This window comes from Methylobacterium sp. 2A (assembly GCF_009806555.1).
Lineage (GTDB): Bacteria > Pseudomonadota > Alphaproteobacteria > Rhizobiales > Beijerinckiaceae > Methylobacterium.
On record NZ_VUOK01000058.1, the window covers coordinates 80749 to 96948 of the forward strand.

Here is a 16200-nt window from a genome sequence, read left to right on the forward strand (position 1 = left end):
GGATCTCGCAATGGCCGACCTGCCCATGAAAGACATGCGCGCGATCAGTCTCGATGCTGCTCGAAGTATTGCCGGCTTTCAGGCCGGCGATGCTGAAGTCGCCATCGGCCTCGATTCGTCCGACGAGCCCGCCTACTACATCACGCTGCAACTCGAGCCGGGCCAGCCGGCTATTCTGACTCCGACAGATAAGATTCGGATCAGTCTGAAGATCCGGGATGCCCTGATCGAAGCCGGAGACGAGCGCTATCCGTTCGTCCGTTTCCTGTCGCGCGACGACTGGGACGCCCGCACCCGTGCTCGATCCCCATGAGCTGCTGCGGGTCGCGCGCGCTCTCGCGGCCGGACCTTCGCCGGTCAATGCCGAGCTCCGTCGCGCGATCTCGTCAGCTTACTACGCGCTGTTTCACGCGACGCTGAAATTGGCGGCCCTGCGCTTCGCGGGCGCGCCGCACGGCCATACAGAGCGGCCTACGCTCTGATCTATCGCGGCTTCGTCCACGGTCGGATGAAGGACGTCTGCAGGGCGATCGACCGGCCGGTTCTGGGGCAACGGCATCAGACGCTGTTGCCGCGGACCAGCGTTTCACCCGGGGCACGGGCGTTCGCCACCGTGTTCGTGAGCCTGCAGAATTTGCGGCACAAGGCCGATTACGATCCCCAGGTCGTCTTCGAGCGATCGGACGCTGTCGATGCCTGCGACAGGGCCGAGGCCGCCGCTCAAGCCCTGGCCGCGATCGACCCGGTGGAACTTACCGATCTTCTCGCTCTGCTCCTCGTCGAACCGCGGGGGTGACGAAGCCTTCAGCGCCACGCCGTGGCCCGCAGCGCATGCCACGCCCGCGATCGCACCGCGCGGGATCGTTTTCCCCTCCCATGCCGTTCCTCGTGCGCGCCCCGTGAGACCCCGGCGGGCGCCTGCCTGTGGCGTACGGGGCGCGGATCGCGGCATGGGAACGACGACCCCGGTCGGGGGTGAACCGGCGGCGCGGCAGGGCGCGTCCCTGATCCCGCCGCGCCCCACGCGGGTCGCCGCCGCCGAGACCCCGCGGGCCGCGATGGCCTCGCCGGTGGTGGTGGGCGCCACCATCATCGCGGCCCTCTATTTCGGCCGCGATATCTTCATCCCGATCGCGATCGCGCTGCTCCTGTCCTTCGTGCTGACGCCGCTGGTCAACCGCCTGCGGCGCCTGCGTCTGCCGCGGCTGGTGGCGGTCGGCGTCAGCGTCCTCCTCACCCTCGGCATCGTGGCGGCGCTGGCGACCCTGATCGGCATCCAGGCGGCCGACCTCGCGGGGGACGTCCCGCGCTACCGGTCCACGATCGAGCGCAAGATCAATGGCCTGCGCGACTCTCCCGTCGGGCACGTCACCGCATACGTGGCCAATATCGGCCGGGCGCTCCACAACGGCGGCAAGGAGGCGGGCAAGGAGGCGGCCGGCGCGGAAGCGCAGGCGGCACCGGCCCAGCCGGCGTCGGACCAGGCTGCGCCGCCCCAGAAGCCCCTGATCGTCGAGGTCGCCTCGCCCCCCCCGGGGTCGCTGGAGATGCTCGCCACCGTGCTGACGCCGGTGATGCACCCGCTCGCCACCGTGGGCATCGTCTTCGTGGTGCTGCTGTTCGTGCTGATGCAGCGCGAGGACCTGCGCGACCGCATGATCCGGCTGGCGGGATCGAGCGACCTGCACCGCACCACCGTGGCGATCGACGACGCCGCCAAGCGGCTGAGCCGCTACTTCGTGGTGCAGCTCGCCCTCAACGCCGCCTTCGGGGTCGTCGTCGGCATCGGGCTCTACGTCATCGGCGTGCCGAACCCCGTACTCTGGGCGATCTTCGCGGCCCTGATGCGCTTCGTGCCCTATCTCGGGGCCGTCGTGTCGGCGATCCTGCCGATGGCGCTCGCCGCCGCGGTCGATCCCGGCTGGAACATGATGATCGCCGTGGCGATCCTGTTCGTCGTGCTGGAGCCGCTCACCGGTCAGGTGTTCGAGCCGATTGTCTACGGCCAGTCGACCGGGCTCTCGCCCTTCGCGGTGCTGGTCTCGGCCCTGTTCTGGACCTGGCTGTGGGGGCCGGTCGGCCTGCTGCTCTCGACGCCGCTCACCGTCTGCCTCGTGGTGCTCGGCCGCTACGTGGAGCACCTCGAATTCCTCGACGTGCTGTTCGGCGACCGGCCGGCACTGACCCCCGTGCAGAACTTCTACCAGCGGATCCTGGCGGGCGATTCCGAGGAGGTGCTGGGCCATGCCGAACTGATCCTGCAGCAATGCGCGCTCTCGTCCTACTACGACGAGGTGGTCCTCAAGGCGCTCGAACTCGCCGCCCGGGATGCCGCGCGGGGCGTGCTCACCGCCCGGCAGAAGGCGGCGATGCGCACGGCGCTCGGCGAGCTGATCGCCGATCTCGCCGAGCGGAGCGACACCGTCACGGAGGCGGCGGGGCAGGGGGGAAGCAACGCGGGTGAGACCGCCTGCAGCCCGCTGCCGATGGGCCCGGCGCCGGACGGCCTCGCACCGGCCTGGAGGCGGCAGGGCGCGGTGCTCTGCATCTCCGGACGGGGCTTCCTCGACGAGGCCGCCGCCGCCATCCTGGCGCAGATCCTGGAAAAGCGCGGGATCGGCGCCCGGACGGTGCCCTTCGCCGAGGCGTCGGCGGCGCGGATCGGGCGCTTCGAGCCCGGCCCGGCCCGGATGGCCTGCGTCGTCTCCCTCGCGCTCGACGGCGAGCCGACCCATCTGCGCCGCCTGATTCGGCGTCTGAAGGAACGGATGCCCGGCGTGCCGGTTCTGCTCGGCCTCTGGCTCGCCCAGGACAATGATGGGGCCATGTCGGGCGCGAAGCGGTCGGCGGGCGCGGACGCGCAGGCCGGCTCGCTGCGGGCGGTCGTGGAGGCCGTCCTGGCCGCCGCACAGGAGGCGGAGGCCGGCGGTGACGAAGCGGTCCGGAGCTCGGAAACCGGGGATCGAGCCCGGCCCGCGCCCATCGCGGCCGGTCCATGAAGCCGCCTTGCGAGGCCCAGGGACTTGACGGCCGGGGGGACGCACCGGTTTCGTCAGGCGCCGGGCGGACGAGCGGCCCGGCTTCAGATGGACAGGGTAGTGATCCGATGAGCGTCGTCGAACTCGGGCGGTTCCTGGACGATCTGGCGGACGCGTCCGGGAAGGCGATCCTGCCGTTCTTCCGCGCCCAGTTCGGGCTCGACGACAAGGCCCGCGGCGGTGCGCCGTTCGATCCCGTCACCGAGGCCGACCGGGCCGCCGAGGTCGTGCTGCGCAAGATGATCGGCCAACATTTCCCGGGCCACGGCATCCTCGGGGAAGAATTCGGCTCGGAGCGGACCGATGCCGAGTGCGTCTGGGTCCTCGATCCGATCGACGGCACCCGGGCCTTCATCGGGGGCCTGCCGACCTGGGGCACGCTGATCGGGCTGACCCGCAACGGCGTGCCGGTGCGCGGGATGATGCACCAGCCCTATCTCGGCGAGCGCTTCACCGGCGACGGGAAGAGCGCGCGCCTGCGCGGGCCCGCGGGCGAGCGCCCGCTGCTCACCCGCCGGTGTGCCGATCTCGGGCAGGCGATCCTGGCCACCACGGACCCGCGGCTGTTCGCGGCCGGCGAGGAAGCCGAGCGCTTCCGGACCCTGGAGGGACGGGTGCGGATGTCCCGCTACGGCGCCGATTGCTACGCCTATTGCATGCTGGCGGCGGGCCAGATCGATCTGGTGGTGGAGGCGGGGCTGAAACCCTACGACATCGTGGCGCTGATCCCGATCATCGAGGGGGCGGGGGGGCGGGTCACCGCCTGGGACGGCGGCTCCGCGGCCGGCGGCGGCCGCGTCGTGGCGGCGGGCGATCCGCGGCTGCACGCGGCGGCGCTGAAGGTGCTGAACCCGTGAGGATGGGGCGGCGGGCTGGCGTCGCGGGCTCCTACGCCTATGACAAGCGCGCTCCCTCCCCCCTCTGCGGGGGAGGGTGGCCCCTGCGTCAGCAGGGGTCGGGAGAGGGGAGCGACGGCGCAGGACAGCGCGAAAGCCTTCATGAAGGTCGCGCTACATCCGGAATCCGGGTTCCCCTCTCCCGACCCCCTTCGGGGGCCACCCTCCCCCGCAGAGGGGGGAGGGAGAAGGTCGCGCTTTTCAGAGACCTTCAGGACCGATCCGCGTGCTGCTGAACGCGCTCATCCTGCTCACCAGTCTGATGCCTCTCGCCACGGAGCGCGTGGAGGCCCTCCTGCACGCCGCGCCGGCCACCCCGGCAGCCGCCGCCCCAGCCGAACCGGCCCCCCGCTTCGACCCCGACACCCGCTCCGTCTCGAACTGGCACGCCCAGACCGGCGCGCAGCTGCTGCCACGCGCACTCGCCCTCACGGCCTCGCTGGCGGAGAATCCGCCCTACGTCGCCCGCTGCGTGCGGCTCAACAACGGTTGGTGCATCAAGTCGGCCCGCTGGCCCGGCGAGATCGGCGCCGACGCCGAAGGCCACACCGCCTTCGCCACCCTCGATGACGGGGCCGACGCGGCGGCAAGCCTGCTGCGGCGCTACTACCGCGACTACAACCGGCACACGGCGCTGGCCATCGTGCGCCGCTGGGCGCCGGCCGAGTGCCGGGTCGCGTCCGCGAGCCGGGGCGTGAAGGCACCGGCGGTCTCGACCGCACTGGCGCCCCGGGGCCTCGGCCGGACGCTGCGCGCGCGCTTCCTCGCCACGCATCGCCCCGGTGGCGCGCCCCGGAATCGGGCGGCCCTCCGCGTGCAGCCCTGGTCGCCGCTGGCCCGGATGGCCGGCCGGCCCGCCCGCCGCCCCGCCATCCCGCACGTCGCGGCGCTCCGGCCCGTGCCCGACATCGCGTCCGACATCTCCCCCACGGCACGCCCGGCCCGGGGCGTCGCCGATCCGTCGGCGCTCCTCGACCGGAAGGCGGAGGGCCGGGTGCCGAGCGCCGACCGGATGGTGGCCGAATCCGCGCTCCTGCCCGCCCTCGCGGCCGGCCTGCCGGTCCTCGACCTGCGCCTGCCGGCCCCGCTCTGCTCAGGCGACGAGACCCGGATCCAGGCCTACGCCGCCCGGATCAGCGGCAGCGTCGGGTTGAAGCCCGGCGACGACCTCGACCTGTTTGGGCCGGACGGCACCCCGCGCGCCAACCTCGCGCCGGTGATGCTGGCGATGTCGGCGGTGGAACTCGGGACCCTCCGGGCCGGCCCCGACCTTGTCGCCGGCGCGATCGCCCGTCTGAGGCCGCCGACGCCGGCCGCCGGAGGCACGCCGCCGTAACGACAAGCCTTGCGGTTCGACTCAAGTGGCGCCACCTCTGCCCCGCCTGTTCCCCTCACGACGAGCCCGCCCGTGCCCCTGACCGACCTTGCCGCACGCGCCGGCTCGGCCGTCAAAGCCTTCGCCGAAGCCTCGCACGATCTCCTGATCCAGCCGACGCTCCGGCTCGGGGTCACCGGGCTCGCGCGCTCGGGCAAGACCGTGTTCACCACGGCGCTGATCCACCACCTCGTGGAGACGCACGCCCTGCCGGCCTTCGCGCCCGCGCAGGAGGGCCGCCTGCGCCGCGCCAAGCTGGTGCCGCAGCCCGACGACGACGTGCCGCGCTTTCCCTTCGAGGAGCATTTCGGCACCCTGACCGAAGCCCGGCGCTGGCCGCGTTCCACCGACCGGATCAGCCAGTTCCGCCTCGAGATCGCCTACGAGCGCGCCGCCGGCTGGCGCACCGGCCCAGCCACCCTGATGCTCGACGTGGTCGATTATCCCGGCGAATGGCTCCTCGACCTCGCGCTGATCGAGACGAGCTACACGGCGTGGTCGCGGGCCACGATCAACGGCACGCGGCGGCCGGGCCGCGCGACGGTGGCGGCTCCCTGGCTCGACGCGCTGAAGGGCTTCGACCCGAACGGCCCCCTCGACGAGATCGCGGCCGAGCGGGCGAGCGACGCGTTCAAGGCCTACCTCGCGGGGCTGCGGGCCGGCCCGGAATCGGTGGCGACCACGCCGCCGGGGCGGTTCCTGATGCCCGGCGACCTCGCCGGCTCGCCGGCGCTGACCTTCGCACCCCTCGACCGGCTTCCCGAGAGCATCGCCCCTGACAGCCTCGCCGGGCTGATGGAGCGGCGCTTCGAGGCCTACAAGAGCAAGGTCGTGACCCCGTTCTTCCGCGACCATTTCCAGCGGGTCGACCGCCAGATCGTGCTGGTCGACGTGCTCTCGGCGGTCGATGCCGGCCCGACCGCCCTGGCGGAGCTGGAGGAGGCGCTGGACGCGGTCCTGCTCAGCCTGAACATCGGCCGCAACACGGTGCTGTCGCGGCTGTTCGCGCCCCGGGCCGACCGGGTGCTGTTCGCCGCCACCAAGGCCGACCACCTCCACCAGACGAGCCACGACCGGCTGGACGCCCTGCTGCGGCTCCTCGTGTCGCGCGCCATGCGGCGGACGGAAGCCGCGGGCGCCCGCGTCGGCACCGTGGCTTTGGCCTCCGTGCGCGCGACCCGGGAAACCACCGTCCACGACGGCGCCGAGACCCTGCGGGCGGTCGCCGGCACGCCGGAGGCCGGCGAGGTGGTGGGCGACGAGGTCTTTGACGGCAACAGCGAGGCCGCCATCTTCCCGGGGGAACTGCCCGCCCGCGCCGAGGCGGTGCTGGAGGGGGCGGTGGAGCCGGGCTCGCTCCGCTTCCCGCGCTTCCGTCCGCCGCTGGTCCGCCCCGACGGCCTCGGCCGGCCGGGACACCTGCCGCAGATCCGGCTCGACCGGGCGATGCAGTTCCTGATCGGGGACAGGCTGGCGTGAGGATGTCTGTGTGTCTGCGGAGCCCCCACCCATGACCTCGGGCCAGAAACCCCGCGCCTTCCGGATCACGCCGGAGCCGCCCGCGAATGCGAGCGTGACCACCACGCCCCTCTCCCCCGGACCGCAGACCCGGATCGTCGAGGAACCGTTCGAGATCGTCGATGCCGCCGACGGCGTCGCGGTGCCGGTGGCGCCGCGGCAACGCTCGCCCTGGGGGGCTTTGTTCCTGTCGGCGGTGGGCGGCCTCGTCTCCCTCGGGATCGGCCTCTCGGTCGAGCGGATGATTGCCGACCTGTTCCAGGCCGCGCCCTGGCTCGGCTGGGTGGCGCTCGCCCTGCTCGCCCTCGCCGCGCTGGCGCTGCTGGCCATCGTCGTGCGCGAACTCGCCGGCCTGCGGCGCGAGCGCAAGATCGAGCGCCTGCGCCAATCGGCCGTCGATGCCCTGAGCACCCGTGACCATACCGGCGCGCAAGCGGTGGTCCAGACGCTCTCGGCCTTCTACGCCGACCGCGACAGCCTCTCGGCGGGCCGCGCCCGGATCGACGCCGCCGCCGACGCGATCCTCGACGTGGACGACCGGATCGGGCTCGCCGAGCACGAATTGCTGGCGGGCCTCGACCGGCAGGCGCGCAACGCCATCGCGGCCTCGGCCAAGCAGGTCTCGGCCGTGACGGCCTTGAGCCCGCGGGCCATCGTGGACGTGGCCTTCGTGGTCTTCGCCGCCGTGCGGCTGCTGCGCCGGATCGCCGCGATCTACGGCGGACGGCCCGGCTTCCTCGGGTTCCTGCGGCTGGCGCGGGCGGCGGTCGCGCATCTCACCGTCACCGGCGGGATGGCGGTCGGCGAGAGCGTGATGCAGCAGGTGCTGGGCCTCGGCATCGCGGCCCGGATCTCCGCCAAGCTGGGGGAGGGGGTGCTCAACGGGCTGATGACCGCCCGGTTCGGGCTCGCGGCCCTCAACGTCTGCCGGCCGCTCCCCTTCGTGCGGGAGACGCCGCCGCGGCTCGCCGACGTCGCCGGGGAGCTGCTGCGCGCGGCCGAGACCGAATCGAAATAGAGGCTACTTGACGCCCGCGGCGCGGCGGTTGGCGATGCGGGAAAACATGTTGCCGGTGTAGTCGGCGACCTTCGGCTTCTCGGGCTCGCCGACCTTCGCCTCGAAGGCCTCGATGCGCTTGAGCAGCGCCACGTCGTTGAACAGCGAGCTGTTGAAGTTGGACTGGGCCCGCGGCCCGAGGGCAGCCTGGACCGCGTCGAGTCGTTCCAGAAGCTCTTTGCGCGTCACGATTCTCTCCCGGGGCGGCCTCGGGCCGAAGGACCGCCCGCGGCCCCACTGAACGGGGCGGTGGTAAACGCCGCGTTAACGCGGCCCGTGACACACCCGCCGGGTTACCTAAAGGCCCTTCAGGAACCCCGCGAGCCGCATCAGGCCCTCCGGCCACGGCCCGTGCCCGCTCGCCACGTTGATGTGGCCGGATTCCCCCGCATCGACCGTCAGCGCGCCCCAGGCATGGGCGAAATCGTCGGCGCGGTCGTAGTGGCAATACGGATCCGTCCGGCTGGCGACGAGCAGCGACGGGAAGGGCAGGGGGTCCCGCGGCACCGGCGCGAAGGCGCGCGCCGCCTCGGGAACCTCGGCGTTCTCCTCCACGTCGGGGAGGGAGACCAGCAGGGCGCCGCGCACCACGCCCGCGGGGAACAGCGGCACCGCCTCGACGCTCGCCACCACCCCGAGGCTGTGGGCGATCAGGATCACCGGCCGCGTGGCGGCCACGACCGCCTCGGCGATCCGCCCGCACCACGCCTCCGGCGTCGGCGCGTGCCAGTCGTCCTGCGCGACCACACGCGCCGTGGCGAGGCGGCCCGCCCAGCGGGCCTGCCAATGGTCCTCCTCCGAGCCCCCGAGACCCGGGACGATGAGGATGTCGCAATCGGCCGTCTTCATGCCGGATTGCCTAAAGCGCTCCGGCCAGGGCGTCGAGACCCATCCTCATTCGGCGGCGAGCGGGGCGGCCCGCTCCAGCGCGGCGATGTGGGCGGCGATCTGCATCGAGGCCCGGTTCTTCGCCTTGGCCTCGATCTCGAAATCCGCCCAGGCGAGGTGACGGGCCACGAGGTCGTTCACCGCGCGGTTCCACATCAGGTCGGAATGGGCGGCGAGGTCCCGGACCGCGTAGCCGGCCTCGCGCAGGGCCGGGAAGTCGGGCAGGATCTCCGGATCGGAATCCGCGATCACCGCCTCCCGCGACACGCTGATATGGGCGACCGGCCGCACACCGCGCCAGGATTCGTTGACGGCTGCGATGCGGGGATCATCCGGTTCGAGGTATTCGCCGCCGCTCTGGACCCAGTGATGGTGCAGATCGAGCACCACCGGCACGATGTCGGCGAGCTGAAGCACGGCGTCGAGGCCGAACACGTTCTCGTCGTTCTCCACCGTGACGAGGTCGCGCGCCACCTGGCTCGCCCGGGGCAGGGTCTCGCGGAAACCTTCGACCCCGGGGTCGCCGGCGCCGACATGGATGTTGATATGGGCGCCATGCGGGTGCCAGCCGCCGCCATAGCCCATCCGGTCGAAAATCTCGGCATGGTAGTCGAGTTCCGACAGGCCGTTGGCGATGGCCGCCGGGTTCCGGCTCGCCAGCAGGCAGAACGGGCCGGGATGGAAGCTCAGCCGCACCCCGAGCCGCCGCGCCAGGGCGCCCGCCTCCGCGAGGCCGCGCTCGACCAGCGCCGCCATCTCGGGCTCGGCATAGATCGCCTGCGCGATCGGGTGGGTGTAGCCCGGCAGGACGTTGCTCGCCATGCGCAGCAGCCGCTCCAGGGGCGGCCGGGCGCCGACCCAGGCGATCTGCCGGGCGAGCGCGTCGAGGTTATGCGCCACGAGGCCGGAGAGCTTCGCCCGTCGGGCCGAAGGGTCCAGCTTGGCGAGGTGGGCCATCGTCACGCTGGTCAGGTTCATGTGGAGCGTCGCCTCCCGCTCCGCCTTCAGCGTGGCGTGGGTGCCGGGCGGCTCGTCCAGGATGAACTTGCAGCAGAAACCGAGGCGGGGCTGATCGACCATAAGAGGCACAACGCGCGTAAACCCCAGGGTTCCCCGCGGGATAAGCGCGGATCGGCGGAACGGTGGCTGCGCGCCGACGTTTGCCCTCGTGAGCGCGGCAGTTCCGCGCGCACGGCCCATCCCGACCCATGACCCCGCCGCCCTCGCGCTCGACCGGCCCCTCGGAGACCGGCTCGATCCTGTGGATTCTCATGCTCGGGTCGGCTTTGGTCACCCTGGCCGCGGCCCGGCGGGGCGAGCCGGCCCTCCGTCCCGTCGCGGAGCCGCCGGCCGAGCCCGAACCCGCTTGCGCGGAGCCCGCCGACACGGATCCGCGCCGGAACGTGGCGCCCGGGGCGCGCTCGATCTCGGGCCGGGCCGCGCAGCTCACCGTGGCGACGCAGGCCGAGCGCGGCCGCGCCGCCGAGACGCCCGCCGAGATGACGCGGGCCGGCTGGAAGGACATCGCGGTCCGGGTCTATCTGGAATTCAACAAGGACCGGGTCCTGGCGGTCGCCGCGGGCGTGACCTTCTACACCCTGCTGTCGCTGTTCCCGGCGATCGCCGCGCTCGTCACCTGCTACGGCCTGTTCGCGGACGTGAACGTCATCAACGACCACCTCGCGCAGCTCCACGCGGTGCTGCCCTCCGGGGCGGTCGAGCTGATCGGCGATCAGGTGAAGCGCATCGCCGCCAGGGGCAGCGGCTCCTTGAGCGTGACGTTCTTCTCCAGCCTGCTGCTGTCGATCTGGAGCGCCAACGCCGCCATGAAGGCGATGTTCGACGCGCTGAACGTCGTCTACGAGGAGGAGGAGAAGCGGAACTTCTTCTGGCTCAACATCCGCTCCCTGACCTTCACGATCGGCGCCCTCCTGTTCATCATCATCGCGCTCAACGTGATCGTCGTGGTGCCGGTGATGCTCAACTTCCTGGGCCTCGGCTCCACCGCGTGGCTGCTCGCGGCCCTGCGCTGGCCGGCGATCCTGATCGTGCTGCTCGGCGGCCTCTCGGTGCTCTACCGGTTCGGCCCGAGCCGGGAGCGCGCCCGCTGGCGCTGGGTCGGGGTCGGCAGCGTCGTGGCGGGTCTGCTCTGGCTCGTCGCCTCGCTGCTGTTCTCCTGGTACGTCGCCAATTTCGGCACCTACAACGAGACCTACGGCTCGCTCGGCGCCGTCATCGGCTTCATGACCTGGATCTGGATCTCCTCGACGATCGTGCTGGTCGGCGGCGAGATCAACGCCGAGCTGGAGCACCAGACCGGGCGCGACACCACCACGGGGGCGCCCCTGCCGATCGGCCAGCGGCGGGCGCGGATGGCCGATACGGTGGGTGCGGCGGCCTGACTGTCAGCGGCAGGACTGCCGAATACCCCGGCGCCCACCTATATGGTGCTGCGACAAGGGAGATTGCCATGGCGGATGCGCCGACCACCAGCCCCGACACCCGCAGCGACGCCGAGTGGCGCGAGACCCTCACGCCGGAGCAGTACCGGGTCCTGCGCGAGCACGGCACCGAGCGGGCCGGCACGAGCTGCCTGCTCGCCGAGAAGCGCCCCGGCACCTACACCTGCGCCGGCTGCGGCCAGCCGCTGTTCGAGCAGGGCACCAAATTCGAGTCCGGCACCGGGTGGCCGAGCTTCTTCGAGCCGATCGAGGGCGCCGTGGAGACCTCGGTGGACCGCAGCCACTGGATGGTCCGCACCGAGGTGCATTGCGCCCGCTGCCAGGGCCATCTCGGCCACGTCTTCGACGACGGCCCCGCGCCCACCGGCCTGCGCTACTGCATGAACGGCGCCGCGATGAAGTTCGAGCCGGCCGGCTGAGGTTACGCCCTTCCTTTAACCTGGGTTGCGAAAGCTGCGCGCAAAGGCGGGATAGCGGGGACAGGACCGGCCGCAACCGAGTCCGGACCCGCGATCGGTCTTGATTTCGGCACGTTTTTGCTTAGCGCTTTATTCTCTCATGTTGTCGCTGCCCGGAGTATGGCGACGGAAGCGGTCGGGTACGGTCCAATACGGCGTTGCGGTTCCGCGTATACGCCGTGCGCGGCCGTTCCACTTGCCTCCTCACATCCGGGCCGGCGATCCGAAGGGTGTCCGCCGGATCGGCGCGCCGCCGACACAGCGGGAGGGGTATTGAATCCATGAGCACCGTTCGCCGATTTCTGGTCGCCCCGTCCCTGGTCCGCCTGATCCGCAAGGAGCGCGGCGGCGCCCGCATCACCGAGGGACATTTCGCGCCGCAGGGCGGCCGCTCGTCCTTCGTGCGGGTCGATGGGCAACAATGCCAGCTGGTCCTGGTCAACAAGGGGCCGGACGGCATCCCGGTCGAGGAGCGCACCGACGTGCCGCGCGCCCACGGCGATGCGCTGCTCGACGTCTGCCCCGGCAAGGCCGCCTATGACCGCACCACGATGACGATCGGCGGGCGCGAGATCGCCATCGACCGCTACGTCACCCCCGGCAGCCTGGATCTGGTCAGCGTGACCTTCGACAACGATGGCGAGGCGGCGGGCTTCCAGACGCCGGTCTGGTTCGGGCGGGAGGTCAGCGGCGAGCCGGCCTTCGAGCGGCAAGCCCTGGCGATCCAGGGCGTGCCGGCCCAGGAGGAGGTTCCCCTGAGCAACGCGGCGCTCGACGCCGTGCTCGACCTGATCGAACCCCGGTTCGGCTTCGGCCGCTACGGCAGCAGCAGCCGGTCCTCCGAGTCCGACGAGGGCGCGCTCGGCGCGATGCGCCGCATCGTGGCACCGCCCCCGGCGCCACAGCCCGCCCCCGCCCCGGCCGCCGCCGTGGCGCCGCCCGCGCCGGAGCCTGTCGAGCCCGAGCCCGTCGCCGCCGAGCACGTCGAGCCGGCGCCCGAGCACCACGCCGAGCCGGAGGCGCCGCCGCCCGCCCCCGAACCCGTCCATCAGCCTGTCCACGCGGAAGCCCCCGCGGCACCGGCCGGCGCCCCGGATTCCCTGCACGGCGACACGCGCATCGACGACGTGATCGAGAGCCTCTCGCAGGCGCTCGGCGCGGCGATCCATCAGCAGCCGGAGCACGGGGCCGAGGTCAAGGACGGGAAGGGCGAGGATCCGGGCTCGATGTTCGAGCGCTGGACCGTGCGCCCCCGCCGCAGCCAGCAGCAGACCTGAGATCCGGGCCGTCCGTCCGGCGCGACGCACGAATCGGGGCCGCAGCGCATCACGCGCCGCGGCCTCTTTCATGCGAGCGGAGATCTCGCTCGCACCCGCCTCAGTTGCGGATCACCACCGCCGCGCCGCCGCGGCTGCGGGCGAGGCTGAACAGGGCGGCCGCATGGCCCGGCGACAGGCGGATGCAGCCGTGGCTCGCCCGGCGCCCGAGCGACCCCGTCGCGTAGGTGCCGTGGATCGCGTAGCCGCCGCGGAAGAACATCGCGTGCGGCATCGGCGCGCCATGATACTTGTGCGAGTGCCACATCGGCGCCATCAGCCCGACCCGGAACCGGCCGTTCGGCGTGACATAGCCGCTTCGGGCGGTTGAGACCGGCCAGTCGTAGGCGGGATAGCCGTCGACGAAGACGCGCATCCGCTGGCGCGCCTGGTCGATCTGGGCCACGACTCCGGCGGTCGCCGGAGCCGAGAGGACGCAGGCCAGAATTCCGCCGCGCAACGCGGCTCCGGCCCAATGAAGCACAGCCACGAAAACCTCCGGCCCGTCTGTGAAAGCCGTTGGACGGACGGCGAAAATCCGGCGACGGCAACAAATCGCCGCGCATCTTGGGATGAGCGCGAATGTCGGGCGCGAACAGTACTTCAGGGCGGGGATCGACAGATTTTTGTCATGGTTGGTTCCCGGCAGATTACCGACGTGCCGTTGAGGCGCCGGACAATAGCCGCTAGCGTGCCGGCCACAGTGGGAGGGTGCGCGGCAGTCGCACGGATAGGACATGGCACAGGCAATCCACGCGACGAGTCCGGCCGCGGCGCCCCGCGAGCCCTGGTACAAGGTCCTCTACATCCAGGTCCTGATCGCCATCGCGCTCGGCATCCTGCTGGGCTGGTACGATCCGGCCGCCGGCAAGGCGATGAAGTGGCTCGGCGACGCCTTCATCGGCCTGATCAAGATGATGATCGCCCCGATCATCTTCTGCACGATCGTGCACGGCATCGCGTCGATCGGTGACCTCAAGAAGGTCGGGCGCGTCGGCCTGAAGGCGCTCGTCTATTTCGAGGTGGTCTCCACCGTGGCGCTGCTGATCGGCGTCCTCGTCGGCGAGGTGATCCGGCCCGGCGCCGGCTTCAACGCCGACCCGGCGAAGCTCGACGCCAGCAAGGTCGCGACCTACGCCAGCAAGGCGGCGGCCGATTCCACCGTCGCCCACATCCTGGCGATCATCCCCAAGAGCTTCTTCGATCCCTTCGCCACCGGCGACCTGCTGCAGGTGCTGCTGATCTCGATCCTCACCGGCGTCGTGGTGACGGGCCTGGGCGAGCGCGCCTCCGCCGTGAACCACGTGATCGACACAGCCGGGCAGATCTTCTTCAAGATCATCGGCATCATCGTGAAGCTCGCGCCGATCGGCGCCTTCGGCGCGATGGCGTTCACGATCGGCGAGTACGGCATCCAGAAGGTCTACGACCTCGCGTGGCTGGTCGGCACCTTCTACGTCACCGCGATCCTGTTCGTGGTGGTGGTGCTCGGGGCGATCGCCCGGGTGGCGGGCTTCTCGATCCTGCGCTTCCTCGCCTACATCAAGGACGAGTTGCTGATCGTGGTCGGCACCTCCTCGTCCGAGACGGTGCTGCCGCAGCTGATGACCAAGATGCGCCGGCTCGGCGCCTCGGATTCGGTGGTCGGCCTCGTGGTGCCCACGGGCTACTCGTTCAACCTCGACGGCACCAACATCTACATGACGCTGGCCACGCTGTTCCTGGCGCAGGCGGTGGGTGCGGACCTGAGCATCAGCCAGTATGCGACCATAATCCTGGTGGCGATGCTGACCTCGAAGGGCGCCTCGGGCGTGACCGGCGCGGGCTTCATCACCCTGGCGGCGACGCTGTCGGCGATCCCCAACAGCCCGGTGCCGGTGGCCGCCATGACCCTCGTGCTCGGCATCGACAAGTTCATGTCCGAGTGTCGCGCGCTCACCAACCTCGTGGGCAACGGCGTCGCCTGCGTGGTGGTCAGCCGCTGGGAGGGCGAGCTCGACGTCGCCAAGCTCAACGAGGTGATGGCTCACCCGGTCTCGATCGGCACCCATATCGCCGACGAGACGCCCCAGCCGATGGCGACGAACGGCAAGGTGGCCGCCGCCGAGTGATGGCGGCGTCCAGGGCCGGGGCGCGCCTCGGCATCGATCTCGGCGGCACCAAGATCGCCGGGATCGTCCTCGGCCGGGACGGCGCGACGCTGGCTGAGGCCCGGATGGCGGCCCCGCGCGGCGACTACGGGTCCACCCTCGAAGCCGTGGCGGCTCTGGTCCTGGAGCTGGAGGCTGCGGCGGGCACGCCCTGCACCGTCGGCATCGGCATGCCGGGCAGCCTGTCCCCGGCGACCGGCCGCGTGCGCAACGCCAATTCCCACTGGCTCAACGGACATCCGTTCGGAGCGGACCTCGCGCGACGCCTGGCGCGGCCGCTGCGGATCGAGAACGACGCCAACTGCCTCGCCGTCTCGGAGGCGATCGACGGCGCCGGCGCCGGGGCGCGGGTCGTCTGGGCGGTGATCCTCGGCACCGGCGTCGGATCGGGTATCGCGATCGACGGACGGGTCCTCACGGGCCGCAACGGCATCGCGGGCGAGTGGGGCCACGGCCCGCTTCCGGGGGCTCGGGGCGACGAGCGGCCCGGCGCCCCCTGCTATTGCGGCCGTCGCGGCTGCATCGAGACCTGGCTGTCCGGCCCCGGCCTCGCGGCCGACCATGCGCGGCGGCACGGGGGAGACCGGACCGCCGAGGCGATCGTCGCCGCCGCCCGCGCCGGTGATGCAGACGCGCGGGCGACGCTCGCCGCCCATCTCGACCGGCTCGGGCGCGCCGCCGCGCAGGTGGTCAACCTCCTCGACCCGGACGTGATCGTGATCGGCGGCGGCCTGTCGCGGATCCCCGAGCTGATCGCCGGCCTGCCCGCGGCAATCGCCCCCCACATCTTCTCCGACGCCTTCGACACCCCGGTCCGGGCGAGCCTGCACGGCGACGCCTCGGGCGTGCGCGGGGCCGCGTGGCTGTGGGAAGCGGAGCCGGTCTGACGCGGGCGTCGCGCGGCAAGCGAGGCCCAAAACCACCTGCGCGCGGGCTCCGCACCACGGGTGCGCCCTGTCGATGCCCGCGTGAAGCGGTCCCGCGCCGGACCGCGCCTTGATCCAAGTCAAGCGATAGCATAGATTCGGTTCAGTTCAGATAT

The 16200-nt window shown here is 71.7% G+C and carries 17 protein-coding genes; 13 read left to right on the plus strand and 4 right to left on the minus strand.

Going from position 1 to position 16200, the window contains the following annotated elements; all coding sequences use genetic code 11:
• The first annotated feature begins 10 nt into the window (after window positions 1-10).
• From FVE89_RS25335 to FVE89_RS25370, 8 genes are all read left to right on the plus strand, one after another.
• Window positions 11-313 (plus strand): hypothetical protein, encoded by a 303-nt coding sequence (locus FVE89_RS25335; protein WP_161392918.1) that lies wholly within the window; start codon window positions 11-13, stop codon window positions 311-313.
• Window positions 297-482: a hypothetical protein gene (locus FVE89_RS25340; RefSeq protein WP_161392919.1), complete on the plus strand. Its 186-nt coding sequence runs from the start codon at window positions 297-299 to the stop codon at window positions 480-482. The genes FVE89_RS25335 and FVE89_RS25340 overlap by 17 nt, the downstream gene beginning before the upstream one ends.
• Before the next feature lie 86 nt (window positions 483-568).
• Window positions 569-796, plus strand: coding sequence for a hypothetical protein (locus FVE89_RS25345; protein ID WP_210254071.1), 228 nt, complete (start codon window positions 569-571; stop codon window positions 794-796).
• Window positions 797-950: 154 nt separating this feature from the next.
• Window positions 951-2999 (plus strand): AI-2E family transporter, encoded by a 2049-nt coding sequence (locus FVE89_RS25350; protein ID WP_161392921.1) that lies wholly within the window; start codon window positions 951-953, stop codon window positions 2997-2999.
• A gap of 107 nt (window positions 3000-3106) precedes the next feature.
• Window positions 3107-3895, plus strand: coding sequence for a histidinol-phosphatase (gene hisN, locus FVE89_RS25355; protein WP_161392922.1), 789 nt, complete (start codon window positions 3107-3109; stop codon window positions 3893-3895).
• Between the two features lie 265 nt (window positions 3896-4160).
• Window positions 4161-5270, plus strand: coding sequence for a hypothetical protein (locus FVE89_RS25360; protein WP_161392923.1), 1110 nt, complete (start codon window positions 4161-4163; stop codon window positions 5268-5270).
• A 72-nt stretch (window positions 5271-5342) separates the two neighbouring features.
• A complete protein-coding gene (locus FVE89_RS25365) occupies window positions 5343-6788 on the plus strand; it encodes a YcjX family protein (protein WP_161392924.1) in 1446 nt (481 codons plus the stop codon).
• Window positions 6789-6819: 31 nt separating this feature from the next.
• Entirely contained in the window at window positions 6820-7845 is a 1026-nt protein-coding gene (locus tag FVE89_RS25370) for a TIGR01620 family protein (protein ID WP_161392925.1), read from the plus strand.
• Window positions 7846-7848: 3 nt separating this feature from the next.
• Here FVE89_RS25370 and FVE89_RS25375 read toward each other — a convergent pair whose 3' ends face one another.
• The 3 genes from FVE89_RS25375 to FVE89_RS25385 all read right to left on the minus strand — a co-directional run bounded on the left by FVE89_RS25375 (window position 7849) and on the right by FVE89_RS25385 (window position 9852).
• Complete coding sequence (locus tag FVE89_RS25375) at window positions 7849-8073, minus strand: hypothetical protein (RefSeq protein WP_161392926.1); 225 nt, start codon at window positions 8071-8073, stop codon at window positions 7849-7851.
• Window positions 8074-8181: 108 nt separating this feature from the next.
• The gene (locus FVE89_RS25380; protein WP_161392927.1) at window positions 8182-8733 is read right to left on the minus strand and encodes an alpha/beta hydrolase; all 552 of its coding nucleotides are present in this window, start codon (window positions 8731-8733) and stop codon (window positions 8182-8184) included.
• 45 nt (window positions 8734-8778) lie between these two features.
• Window positions 8779-9852, minus strand: a complete 1074-nt coding sequence (locus tag FVE89_RS25385) for a UV damage endonuclease UvsE (protein ID WP_161392928.1) — start codon at window positions 9850-9852, stop codon at window positions 8779-8781.
• Between the two features lie 128 nt (window positions 9853-9980).
• Between FVE89_RS25385 and FVE89_RS25390 the strand changes: the two genes are divergently transcribed.
• The 3 genes from FVE89_RS25390 to FVE89_RS25400 all read left to right on the plus strand — a co-directional run bounded on the left by FVE89_RS25390 (window position 9981) and on the right by FVE89_RS25400 (window position 12969).
• Window positions 9981-11174, plus strand: coding sequence for a YihY/virulence factor BrkB family protein (locus tag FVE89_RS25390; protein ID WP_161392929.1), 1194 nt, complete (start codon window positions 9981-9983; stop codon window positions 11172-11174).
• A gap of 68 nt (window positions 11175-11242) precedes the next feature.
• Window positions 11243-11653: a peptide-methionine (R)-S-oxide reductase MsrB gene (msrB, locus tag FVE89_RS25395; protein ID WP_161392930.1), complete on the plus strand. Its 411-nt coding sequence runs from the start codon at window positions 11243-11245 to the stop codon at window positions 11651-11653.
• A 320-nt stretch (window positions 11654-11973) separates the two neighbouring features.
• Window positions 11974-12969 (plus strand): hypothetical protein, encoded by a 996-nt coding sequence (locus tag FVE89_RS25400; protein WP_161392931.1) that lies wholly within the window; start codon window positions 11974-11976, stop codon window positions 12967-12969.
• A 100-nt stretch (window positions 12970-13069) separates the two neighbouring features.
• Here the strand turns inward: FVE89_RS25400 and FVE89_RS31400 are convergent, their stop codons facing one another.
• Complete coding sequence (locus FVE89_RS31400) at window positions 13070-13498, minus strand: L,D-transpeptidase (RefSeq protein ID WP_342389590.1); 429 nt, start codon at window positions 13496-13498, stop codon at window positions 13070-13072.
• A gap of 247 nt (window positions 13499-13745) precedes the next feature.
• On the opposite strand from FVE89_RS31400, the gene FVE89_RS25410 reads away from it, so the two are divergent.
• Window positions 13746-15119 carry a dicarboxylate/amino acid:cation symporter gene (locus FVE89_RS25410; RefSeq protein ID WP_161392933.1) on the plus strand — a complete coding sequence of 458 codons (1374 nt, stop codon included), beginning with the start codon at window positions 13746-13748 and terminating at the stop codon, window positions 15117-15119.
• Window positions 15119-16045 (plus strand): ROK family protein, encoded by a 927-nt coding sequence (locus FVE89_RS25415; RefSeq protein WP_161392934.1) that lies wholly within the window; start codon window positions 15119-15121, stop codon window positions 16043-16045. The genes FVE89_RS25410 and FVE89_RS25415 overlap by 1 nt, the downstream gene beginning before the upstream one ends.
• Window positions 16046-16200: the final 155 nt, after the last annotated feature.

Bases quoted from the DNA above. Each gene is read 5' to 3' on its own strand.
- FVE89_RS25350 (WP_161392921.1), top strand. From the start codon at position 951: ATGGGAACGACGACCCCGGTCGGGGGTGAACCGGCGGCGCGGCAGGGC.
- hisN (WP_161392922.1), top strand. From the start codon at position 3,107: ATGAGCGTCGTCGAACTCGGGCGGTTCCTGGACGATCTGGCGGACGCG.
- FVE89_RS25380 (WP_161392927.1), bottom strand. From the start codon at position 8,733: ATGAAGACGGCCGATTGCGACATCCTCATCGTCCCGGGTCTCGGGGGC.
- FVE89_RS25390 (WP_161392929.1), top strand. From the start codon at position 9,981: ATGACCCCGCCGCCCTCGCGCTCGACCGGCCCCTCGGAGACCGGCTCG.
- FVE89_RS25415 (WP_161392934.1), top strand. From the start codon at position 15,119: ATGGCGGCGTCCAGGGCCGGGGCGCGCCTCGGCATCGATCTCGGCGGC.
- msrB (WP_161392930.1), top strand. From the start codon at position 11,243: ATGGCGGATGCGCCGACCACCAGCCCCGACACCCGCAGCGACGCCGAG.
- FVE89_RS25370 (WP_161392925.1), top strand. From the start codon at position 6,820: ATGACCTCGGGCCAGAAACCCCGCGCCTTCCGGATCACGCCGGAGCCG.
- FVE89_RS25385 (WP_161392928.1), bottom strand. From the start codon at position 9,852: ATGGTCGATCAGCCCCGCCTCGGTTTCTGCTGCAAGTTCATCCTGGAC.
- FVE89_RS25400 (WP_161392931.1), top strand. From the start codon at position 11,974: ATGAGCACCGTTCGCCGATTTCTGGTCGCCCCGTCCCTGGTCCGCCTG.
- FVE89_RS25335 (WP_161392918.1), top strand. From the start codon at position 11: ATGGCCGACCTGCCCATGAAAGACATGCGCGCGATCAGTCTCGATGCT.
- FVE89_RS25410 (WP_161392933.1), top strand. From the start codon at position 13,746: ATGGCACAGGCAATCCACGCGACGAGTCCGGCCGCGGCGCCCCGCGAG.